Origin of the sequence: Prauserella endophytica (assembly GCF_005146945.1) — a bacterium.
GTDB classification, from domain to species: Bacteria; Actinomycetota; Actinomycetes; order Mycobacteriales; family Pseudonocardiaceae; genus Prauserella_A; species Prauserella_A endophytica.
This window is the reverse complement of the sequence record NZ_SWMS01000062.1, coordinates 1-8,042: the sequence shown is the minus strand read 5'-3', so window position 1 is coordinate 8,042 and position 8,042 is coordinate 1. Positions and strand designations below refer to the sequence as shown.

The window sequence follows — 8,042 nt, the reverse complement described above, 5'->3', positions numbered from 1 at the left end:
CATCCGAGATCATTTCCCCGGTTTATCCCCGGAATTCGAACCGCCCGCAATTCCGAGCGACTCCAACGCCGACGCTGCCCGAGGTGACGCGACCCCGCGCCCCATGTAGACGTCCTGCGTCATCGACGGCTTGGCATGACCGAGCTGGTCGGCGATCTCTCGTGCGGTGAGGCTCGCTTGGTCCAGCATGGTCGCCGCAGTCTTGCGGAAGACATGCGACGTGACCCAGCCGAACTGCGCACCCCCGCGAGCCTCCCGGAGTGCCCGCCGCGTGTTCGACGGGTCCCGGAGGCCACCCAGCGAGTCGGGAAACACCGGGCTCGCGGACGGGCGGTGTTCTGCCACAGCCGCCGCGTGACGCTTCCGGAGGATCTCCAGAGCCCATGCGGGAACGAGCAACGTCCGTTCACTGGCCGCCGTCTTGGGTGGTGTTCGGCGTAGGCCGACACCGCGAACCCGAACCACTGTCCATTCGATCGCGACGACACCTCGGTCCAGGTCGACATCTTCCCAGTACAGCGCCAGAGCCTCACCGATACGGACGCCCGTGGCCATCATGAACCGGGTTAGATCCGGCAGGTCGTGACGGCAGGCTGCCGGATCTTGCTCGAGCTGAGCGAGCCATTCACCACACTCAGCCAAGGTCAGCGCACGCGATTTCTTGCGTCCACTGCCCTCGATGGGCTCGATATCACGAACGGGATTCCCGGTGATGGCCCCGTGTCGTGCGGCGTATCGCATGATCCCGCTCACCACCGCACGAGCTGTGATCGCATGCGCAGGGCTTGCCCGCGATTTCAGCTCTACGAAGAAGCGGTCGAGTCGCGGCACGGTCACCTCCGACATTCGCAGTTCGGCGAAGGCCGGAAGCACGTGGTTCCTCAGCATGCTGCGGTAGTTGTCCAGAGTGCCGACGGCGCGTTCTCCGGCGGCAACCCGGCGTTCCTGCCACGCGAGCCAGCGTTCAGCGACCACCTGAAAGCGACTCTTCGCAGTGATCTCACTCCCACCGGGAGTCTTCAGCTCCTCCTGGATCGCTCGCTTCAGCGCACGTTCCGCCTTCGGTTTGCTCTCGCCAGTGCGCTCGATGTCGCGTACGCGACCGTCGTAGCCGCGAAAACTGGCACGCGCGCGGTAACCGGTCTTCGTCTCGGAGAATCGGATCTTGCCGTAGGTCCCGACCTCCAACGGTGGCCTACCCATCAGACCGCCCCCTGCTGTTCGATCCAGGTGTCGACGTCTTCGGGGCGGTAGCGGACGTGTTTGCCGATGCGGCGGCCGGTGGGGCCGTAGCCCTTGGTGCGCCATTGGTAGAGGGTGTTTTTGGGGATGCCGAGGTAGTCGGCGAGGTCATCGATGGTCAGGAGTTTGCTGCTCATTGCGGTATTCCTTTGCGTACTTGGATTTGCGGTCGTCTCGGATGCGTTGGGCGATGGCGGCGGCGAGTTCGCGTTCGGCGTCGTCGCGGTAGCCCGCGCCGTGGAAGGTCCAGTCGTTGACCACGGCCACGGTCTCGGCGCGGCCAGCCAGGCCGAGGCGCTGGAGGGTTTCGGCCAGCCGGTAGGCCCGGCGGTCGCCCCGGATGGTCTTGAACGTGGTGGAGTAGGCGCGGGACTTGGTGAGGAAGTGGCCCCGGAAGGCGAGCATGTGCGCCCAGCGCCGCAGGTTCAGCTCCTCGTAGGCGGGGAGCTCGCCGAGGTCCCAGGCGGTCTGGATGATCCGCCGGTGATGCTCGCTGACTTTGAGGTGGTCGATGTCGCGTTGCGAGCGGATCGGCCGGTCAGCGGCCTCGGTTTTGCCGGTGCCTTTGGTGGCGTACTTGGCGATGTAGGCCGCCAACCGGGCCTCGCTGATCTGCCCGGCCTCGTCCTCGAAGTCGTCGGCCCCGCTGGGCTGGATCGCGCGCACGTCGACTTGGGCACCCCACATCAGCGTGTCTCGGGTGCCGTCCGGGCGGGCCACGCTCAGCGCCACGGCCCCAGCGGCCGCCAGAATGGCGTCGTCGAGGAGGTCGGGATGCGCCCACGACGGGGCCGGTGAGGTGGCGCCATCGGGGCCGTCGAGGCGGATCACGGCGTGGAAGTGCACCAGGCCGCGTCGCTGGTATTCGGCGACCTTGCCGTAGGACAGCCGGGCGTGATCCGGGAACTCGCGCACCCTGATTCCGGCGCGTTTGGCGATCTCCCGGCGTAGCCGCATGGTGAAGCGCTGCCAGAGGATCCCGGCGTGGGCTTGCCAGAGCACCGCCCCGGTGTAGTCGTAGCCGCCGGGGTCGAGCGGGGTGCCGACGCGGGGATCGTCTTCGTGGTGGAACTCCCCACAGCCGCAGGGAATGCGCTTCCCGCGCGCGCTGGTCCTTGCATGGTGGACGGGGCCGAAGGAGGGGGCGGTGAGGGTGACGAACGTGCGGGGCCGGTCGGTGACCGTCTGCGGGACGCCTTTGGTGCCGCCGATGAGTCCGGCGCGGATGAGGTGGAAGGCGTCGGCGGCGTAGCGATCGGAGCAGGCGGGACAGACAGCGGAGCGGCGGTTGCCGCAGGGGACGAAGATGTCCCCGCCGTGGTGATGCAGCACCGCGCCCGTGTGGGCGTCCTGGAGCTGGTGGGCTCCGGCGAGACGGATGGGGCGGGCGCAGCCGTTGACGGCGTGGACTTTGGCGCGCCAGTCGGCGTAGTCCGCTGAGCGGAGGCGGTGGGTGAGGCGTTGTTCCAGCGTGCGCATGAACAAGTGCCCTTTCTGTGTGGTGCACCAAAAAGGCGGGGCACGGCCGTGGTGTTGGCCGTGCCCCGCTGCTGGCGGGATGTCGTGCTAGGTGGTGATGGGGTGTCCGTTGCGGGGGGCGAGGTCGGCGAGCAGGCGGGCGGCCATCTCTTCGGGGACCTTGACCGCGCGGCGGATGTCGTCGGTGGTCAGCTCCCGCCCCTCTTCGGCGGCATCGGCGGCGAGCGCGTCGAGGCGGGCGGCCATCGGCGCCGGGAGCCGTAGCCGCGGGGACTTCCCCGGCGCGGGTGGCGTGACCTGCACGGACGGCACGGTCGCAGCGGGTGCGGGTGGTTCCGGTGTCACGGTCTGGGGTTCGGCCGGCTGTTCCGTCGTGCCCGGGGTGGGGGTGCGGCGCATGAGGAGTTTGACCACGACGAGGAAGCCGAGGGCGGGCATGGCGGCGACGAGCCATCCGGCGGGGCTGGGTTCGGCGAGGGCGACTTGGGCGGTCATCTGGACGCCGAACCCGGCGACCAGCACCACCATCGGGAATGACAGGCGGGCGGTGTGGCCGGTGCGGTGGTCGCGTTGGACCTCGAACCCGGCCACGACGACCATGCCTTCGATGACGATGGCGGTGGCCCAGGCGAGCCAGCCGGTTTGGCCGTGGTGGGTGGCCCATTCGTGGGTGTGGGTGAATCCGGCGGCGGCGCCGATGCCGCCGAGGATCACCGCGACGGTGATGCGGATGATGTCCACCAGGCGGCCGGTGCGGGTGGGACTGTCCGTGGTGGACATGGGAAGGTCACCTCCAGTCGATGCCGTGCTGTTGCATGAAGATGTCGTGTTCGGTTTCGAACTCGGCGAGCCCGCAGCGGGCTTGCCAGACCAGCTCGTAGGCGCCGTGGGCGGCCGAGCGGATGCGGGCGGTGTAGTCGCTCCAGTAGGACTCCGGCAGATGGTCCGGGCAGGGTGCCCGCCGGTGCGCCAGCTCCGACAGGTCGGCGACGAGCTGATCGAGCCGGTCGTACAGCTCGTCGAGGTCCTCGTCCACGGCTCAGCTCCCGCCGAGCGGGTGCAGGTTGGCCCAGCGCTGCAGCATCGCCCGCCCGGTCTTGGTCAGCCGCAGCGGCAGGACGGGTTTGCGGACCACGCCGTGTAGCCGGGTGAGGGTGTCGCGGGGTGGGCAGCGTTCGACGTAGCCGCCGCTGAGCAGGTGGTGCACGATGTCCTCGTCGAGCGCGGCCCGGACGTGGCCCTCGTCGTCGAAGACCATCACGCGGTCGGTGTCGTCGAGCAGCCCGAACCGGCCGAGCTGCACCTCGGCCAGCACGTCCTTGGCCACCAGTGGGTTGGCGGGGGGTTTGCGGGTGCTCCGGCCGCGTGTGGGCGGGCACTGCCGAGCGGGCCGGGGGGCGGGTGCCGCCGAGGCCTCGCCGAACAGGTCGAGCTGGTCACGGTCGCGGCGGGGCATCACACACGCTCCCGCCGGATGCTGGTGATCTGGTGGTGATGCCCGGTGGCCTGCGAGCGCCATTCGCGGAACAGGCCCACCGAGATCACCACGTAGATCAGGACCGTGATGGTGGCGACCGGGACGAACGCCCACATGCTGGTGAGGGTGGCGCGTTCGATCACCACCGCCAGCAGCGCGACCACGGTCGTTTTGGTCCAGGTCCACAGGAAAGCCAGGGTCAACATCAGGTCTCCATTCCGGTTAGGCGCCGACGCGGCGCACGGTGTCCAGGGCCTCGGAGATCACGCCGAAGGCGTCGAGGACGGCCCCGTACTCGGGGTCGTCGACCGGGCCGATGTCGCCGGTCCAGTCGAGGCGACGTTCAACGTCCTGGCGCACCAGGAAGCACCAGTCCACGGCAGCCTCGTCGCAGGCGGCCTCCAGTAGCCGCACCACTTCGGCGTAGGCGTCTTCGCGGTGGCTCATCAGGCCACCACCGTCAAATGGCCGCTGCCCTGCCGTCCGGTGTGGACGAAGGTGACGAGTTGGTCGATCTCGGTGTCGTTGACGTAGGCGGCCCGCACCCGCAGGGGGACGCGGGTGCGTTCGCGGATGACGTAGCCGATCCCGGCGGTGCCCTCGTGGTTGGGGATCTCGTCCGCGATCGCCCCACGCAGGCGGGCGTTCTCCCCGAGCACCATGTCCACGTGCGCGGCCGAGGTGACCCGCAGACAGATGCGGGTGGTGAACAGCTCCCGCACCGGCACGGTGTCCTTGGTCGGCTCCTGCACCAGCGCGGTCATGGTGTGGCCGGTGGCCCGGCCCTGCGAGCCGACGATGGCGAGCTGCTTACGCAGGTTCCGTGCAATGGAGCCGTCGCCGTAGGCCAACAGCGCCCCGATCTCGTCCACGATCAGCAGGTTCAACGGGGTCTCCCGGGACACAGTGATCTTGCGCTTGCCGTTGTCCGCGAAGGTCCGCTGCACGCTGCGGAGGTCGTCGACGAACTCATCGACCAGCTCGGAGCAGGCGCCCTCGTCGGCCGCGTAGCGGTAGGCGATCGAGGCGAGCTTGGCGAACTCCATCTGCTTGGGGTCGCACAGCCACAACCGCACCAGCCCGTCCCGGATCAGCGGGGCGATCGCGCGGAGCTGCGACAGGACGATCGAGTTCTTCCCCGCGCCGGTCGCTCCGGCGATGAAGGTGTGCTGCCCGAGCACCGGCAGCCGCCAGTCGTGGCCGTATTCGGTCTCCCCGACGTAGACGCTCTTGAGGTCGACGGCGTCGGTCTCGTGGGGCATGTCGGGGGCGTCGATGGTCTCGGTGAACGGCTCGGAGCGTTCGATCACCAGGCCGATGACGCCGGGCTTGACCCGCTCCACCGCGATCCGCTCCACCCGCAGCGCCTCGGTCAGCTCCGGGAGGCGGGCCTCGAACTGGCGGGCATGCTGCCCGGCCGGAATCTTCAACCACAGCGTGTCCACCGTCGGGGAGTAGGAGCGCACCCGGATGATGCGGGGAAAGCGTTCCTCCCCGGTCTTGCGGTGGATCGTGTACAGGTCGCAGGCCCGCAGCGCGGCGTGCCAGCGGGGGCCGAGATAGACCGACCAGCGGCGCCGCCAGGCCCGCATCCGAGGGGCGGCGTAGGCGTCGAAGGTGTCCGGGTGCGCCCGGTACCAGCCACACAACGCCGCCGCCGTCCCGCCGACGATCCCGCCGGTGGTGGTCCAGCCCAACTCGAGCCCGGCCGTCACCGCCGCACCGGGGGTGAGGATGGCGCCGGGGTGGCGGGCGGTCCACACGGCCGCCTTGATCTCGCGGCCCATCGCGCGTTTCGACTGTGGGGTGTTCATGACGTCAGATGTCCTTCCGTAAGAACGAGACCGGCCCCACCACCCAGGTCAGAGGGTGCGGGGCCGGTCTCGCGTGTGCGTGTGTCGTGGTGTGGTTGTGGTTCAGTCTTGGATGGCGGCGCTGGCGTCCTGCAGCTCGGCCGTCAATCGGCCGACGGCGCGGGCGGCCCGGTCGTGGTGGGCTTTGAAGCCCTCCTTGCGCACGGGGATGCCGTGCATGGCCCGTTTGAGCTGGGTCATCGCCGCACCGAGGTCGTCGAGCACGCGGTCCACCTGGTGAGCCATGTCAGAGCCTCCAATCCCGGGAGATCAACTCCCCCTCGTACTTGCGGGCCACCGCCCGCATCCGGTCCAGCTCGTCGAACGCCTTCGCCCGGAACCCGCGCAGCTCGTCCGGGGTGGCCACGGTGAACCCGCCCGGCATCGCGTCCTCATCCAAGGCGTCGATCAGCTTGTCGATCTCGTCGAACTGCTGGGCCACCAGATCCATCGCCGCCACGAAGGAGGCGTAGTTCTGCTGCGCCCGCCGGTTCAGTGCCGGTATCTGCATCCCGCTAGCTCCTGTCCTGGGTCGAGGCCACCAGCGCGGCGGCCGAGCGAAGGTCGGCGGTCAGGAACTTGACCGCGTTGCTCACCGCGACCCGGGTTTCGGTGTCCGGGTTGGTGGCGATGAACCGCCGATACTCGGTGTTCGCGGCGGTGATGATCGCCTGAATCTCCCGCATTTCCGGTCAGCCTCCGTTCCGGATCACGTGCTGGGCGTGGCGCAGGCCCTCGCAGAACCCCGCCTGCCACGCCAGATCACTCGTCGGTTCCGCCAGCGCGGTCTGCCGGTCGCGTTCCAGCAGCGAGGCCCACCGGCGGACCAGCCGGGCCACCTGCACCGGTCGCCTGCTCATGCCGCCGCCCTCCGGTTCGTCCACGTGATTCCGGCGAACCCGAGCGCGACCGCGAGCAGCCCGGCCCAGGGCATCGCCACCGCCAAACAGCCCACCAATACCAGTAAGAACACGTACGTCATCACGTTTTTCTCCTACATTTGCCATTGCGCGCCGCACACATTGCACGTCGCTATTCCGGTCGGGGACAGCCAGAAATTCGCCGAACACACATGACCAGCCATCACGCACCCCGCTCCGCGCGTTCGCAGGGCTGGCACATTCGCTCGCCCCAGGTGATCCACACACCCTCGTGGTTCCCGGCCTCGAACACCGCGCCGCACAACATAACGGCCCTGCCGTCCCACCACGAGCGGAAGTCCAGAAGGTGCACCACACGCTCGTCCATCACGCACCCCGCTTCGGCCCGGTCGGGTCGTACGACGACAACCCGCCCCACGCGACCATCTCGCCCACCATTCGCCTACTCCCTTCACTCGAAATGTTCGTGGTAGAACCCCAAGACCCCCGGAGCAATGCGCCGGGAATCAAGGCGCGCCACCACAAAAAGGCGCGAATTTAGACATAGATCGGCCCACTCTGGAATTGTCAAAGAACACGAAAGCGCGCTGGCCCGACTCGAACGGGCGGCCCACCTACGACGGGGGAATCGCGAAAAGGCAGCGCTCCAGGGTGTTGGTCTGCGGGGGCGGGGAACCCGCGACCGGTCACCCACCGGTCACCGCAGCCGGACTACGCGGCGGACGACAGACCGCCCTGCCCGGCAGGCTTCAGGCCAGCCGCCCGGAACGACATCCCCGAGGTCACGTTCCCCTGGTTGTCCTTCATCGCCCACGGCGAGGCCGTTGCGTCGATCAGCTCCACATACGTGCCCTCGTCGAACCCGTCCCCCGGGTCAGCCGTGAGCGTCACCTTGATCTCCTCGCCCTTACCCACCGGGCCGCCATCCGGGCGCGGACGACGCTTCGCGAACAGCGACACCACGAACTGCTGCACACCCTCGAAGTTCGTCGCAGGAACCCAGTCCCCGTCGTCGCCATCGCGGCGCATCTTCATCGCGGGCGCCTCCGACACCATCAGCTTGTAGCCGCTCAGGTTCACCGGGATGTTCCTCATGTTGTCCTCCTATGT

General features: G+C 68.6%; 15 protein-coding genes. All 15 read right to left on the bottom strand.

Going from position 1 to position 8,042, the window contains the following annotated elements; genetic code table 11:
• Nucleotides 1-9 precede the first annotated feature (9 nt).
• The 15 genes from FCN18_RS38695 to FCN18_RS38640 all read right to left on the bottom strand — a co-directional run bounded on the left by FCN18_RS38695 (nucleotide 10) and on the right by FCN18_RS38640 (nucleotide 8,012).
• The gene (locus FCN18_RS38695; RefSeq protein WP_137097568.1) at nucleotides 10-1,203 is read right to left on the bottom strand and encodes a tyrosine-type recombinase/integrase; all 1,194 of its coding nucleotides are present in this window, start codon (nucleotides 1,201-1,203) and stop codon (nucleotides 10-12) included.
• The gene (locus FCN18_RS38690) at nucleotides 1,203-1,379 is read right to left on the bottom strand and encodes a helix-turn-helix transcriptional regulator (RefSeq protein WP_137097567.1); all 177 of its coding nucleotides are present in this window, start codon (nucleotides 1,377-1,379) and stop codon (nucleotides 1,203-1,205) included. Before FCN18_RS38690 ends, FCN18_RS38695 begins: the two co-directional genes overlap by 1 nt.
• The gene (locus tag FCN18_RS38685; RefSeq protein ID WP_137097566.1) at nucleotides 1,351-2,721 is read right to left on the bottom strand and encodes a replication initiator; all 1,371 of its coding nucleotides are present in this window, start codon (nucleotides 2,719-2,721) and stop codon (nucleotides 1,351-1,353) included. Before FCN18_RS38685 ends, FCN18_RS38690 begins: the two co-directional genes overlap by 29 nt.
• 87 nt (nucleotides 2,722-2,808) lie before the next feature.
• Complete coding sequence (locus tag FCN18_RS38680) at nucleotides 2,809-3,501, bottom strand: DUF2637 domain-containing protein (RefSeq protein ID WP_137097565.1); 693 nt, start codon at nucleotides 3,499-3,501, stop codon at nucleotides 2,809-2,811.
• A 7-nt stretch (nucleotides 3,502-3,508) separates the two neighbouring features.
• Nucleotides 3,509-3,757, bottom strand: a complete 249-nt coding sequence (locus FCN18_RS38675; protein WP_137097564.1) for a hypothetical protein — start codon at nucleotides 3,755-3,757, stop codon at nucleotides 3,509-3,511.
• Nucleotides 3,758-3,760: 3 nt separating this feature from the next.
• Nucleotides 3,761-4,177, bottom strand: coding sequence for a hypothetical protein (locus tag FCN18_RS38670; protein WP_137097563.1), 417 nt, complete (start codon nucleotides 4,175-4,177; stop codon nucleotides 3,761-3,763).
• Complete coding sequence (locus FCN18_RS38665; RefSeq protein WP_113642690.1) at nucleotides 4,177-4,404, bottom strand: hypothetical protein; 228 nt, start codon at nucleotides 4,402-4,404, stop codon at nucleotides 4,177-4,179. The genes FCN18_RS38670 and FCN18_RS38665 overlap by 1 nt, the downstream gene beginning before the upstream one ends.
• 16 nt (nucleotides 4,405-4,420) lie before the next feature.
• On the bottom strand, nucleotides 4,421-4,645 hold the full coding sequence (locus FCN18_RS38660) for a hypothetical protein (protein WP_113642689.1): 225 nt from the start codon (nucleotides 4,643-4,645) through the stop codon (nucleotides 4,421-4,423).
• The gene (locus FCN18_RS38655; protein ID WP_137097562.1) at nucleotides 4,645-6,012 is read right to left on the bottom strand and encodes an FtsK/SpoIIIE domain-containing protein; all 1,368 of its coding nucleotides are present in this window, start codon (nucleotides 6,010-6,012) and stop codon (nucleotides 4,645-4,647) included. Before FCN18_RS38655 ends, FCN18_RS38660 begins: the two co-directional genes overlap by 1 nt.
• A gap of 102 nt (nucleotides 6,013-6,114) precedes the next feature.
• On the bottom strand, nucleotides 6,115-6,297 hold the full coding sequence (locus tag FCN18_RS38650) for a hypothetical protein (protein WP_137097561.1): 183 nt from the start codon (nucleotides 6,295-6,297) through the stop codon (nucleotides 6,115-6,117).
• 1 nt (nucleotide 6,298) lies between these two features.
• Entirely contained in the window at nucleotides 6,299-6,562 is a 264-nt protein-coding gene (locus tag FCN18_RS38645; RefSeq protein ID WP_113642686.1) for a hypothetical protein, read from the bottom strand.
• A 4-nt stretch (nucleotides 6,563-6,566) separates the two neighbouring features.
• Nucleotides 6,567-6,737 carry a hypothetical protein gene (locus FCN18_RS39420; RefSeq protein WP_158303285.1) on the bottom strand — a complete coding sequence of 57 codons (171 nt, stop codon included), beginning with the start codon at nucleotides 6,735-6,737 and terminating at the stop codon, nucleotides 6,567-6,569.
• 6 nt (nucleotides 6,738-6,743) lie between these two features.
• A complete protein-coding gene (locus FCN18_RS39415) occupies nucleotides 6,744-6,911 on the bottom strand; it encodes a hypothetical protein (protein ID WP_158303284.1) in 168 nt (55 codons plus the stop codon).
• Entirely contained in the window at nucleotides 6,908-7,033 is a 126-nt protein-coding gene (locus tag FCN18_RS40645) for a hypothetical protein (RefSeq protein ID WP_267285387.1), read from the bottom strand. Before FCN18_RS40645 ends, FCN18_RS39415 begins: the two co-directional genes overlap by 4 nt.
• Before the next feature lie 610 nt (nucleotides 7,034-7,643).
• Nucleotides 7,644-8,012, bottom strand: a complete 369-nt coding sequence (locus FCN18_RS38640; protein WP_323808408.1) for a hypothetical protein — start codon at nucleotides 8,010-8,012, stop codon at nucleotides 7,644-7,646.
• Nucleotides 8,013-8,042 lie beyond the last annotated feature (30 nt).

Bases quoted from the DNA above. Each gene is read 5' to 3' on its own strand.
- FCN18_RS38670 (WP_137097563.1), bottom strand. From the start codon at position 4,177: ATGCCCCGCCGCGACCGTGACCAGCTCGACCTGTTCGGCGAGGCCTCG.
- FCN18_RS38665 (WP_113642690.1), bottom strand. From the start codon at position 4,404: ATGTTGACCCTGGCTTTCCTGTGGACCTGGACCAAAACGACCGTGGTC.
- FCN18_RS39415 (WP_158303284.1), bottom strand. From the start codon at position 6,911: ATGAGCAGGCGACCGGTGCAGGTGGCCCGGCTGGTCCGCCGGTGGGCC.
- FCN18_RS38650 (WP_137097561.1), bottom strand. From the start codon at position 6,297: ATGGCTCACCAGGTGGACCGCGTGCTCGACGACCTCGGTGCGGCGATG.
- FCN18_RS38685 (WP_137097566.1), bottom strand. From the start codon at position 2,721: ATGCGCACGCTGGAACAACGCCTCACCCACCGCCTCCGCTCAGCGGAC.
- FCN18_RS38690 (WP_137097567.1), bottom strand. From the start codon at position 1,379: ATGAGCAGCAAACTCCTGACCATCGATGACCTCGCCGACTACCTCGGC.
- FCN18_RS38655 (WP_137097562.1), bottom strand. From the start codon at position 6,012: ATGAACACCCCACAGTCGAAACGCGCGATGGGCCGCGAGATCAAGGCG.
- FCN18_RS38645 (WP_113642686.1), bottom strand. From the start codon at position 6,562: ATGCAGATACCGGCACTGAACCGGCGGGCGCAGCAGAACTACGCCTCC.
- FCN18_RS39420 (WP_158303285.1), bottom strand. From the start codon at position 6,737: ATGCGGGAGATTCAGGCGATCATCACCGCCGCGAACACCGAGTATCGG.
- FCN18_RS38695 (WP_137097568.1), bottom strand. From the start codon at position 1,203: ATGGGTAGGCCACCGTTGGAGGTCGGGACCTACGGCAAGATCCGATTC.
- FCN18_RS38660 (WP_113642689.1), bottom strand. From the start codon at position 4,645: ATGAGCCACCGCGAAGACGCCTACGCCGAAGTGGTGCGGCTACTGGAG.
- FCN18_RS38680 (WP_137097565.1), bottom strand. From the start codon at position 3,501: ATGTCCACCACGGACAGTCCCACCCGCACCGGCCGCCTGGTGGACATC.
- FCN18_RS40645 (WP_267285387.1), bottom strand. From the start codon at position 7,033: ATGACGTACGTGTTCTTACTGGTATTGGTGGGCTGTTTGGCGGTGGCG.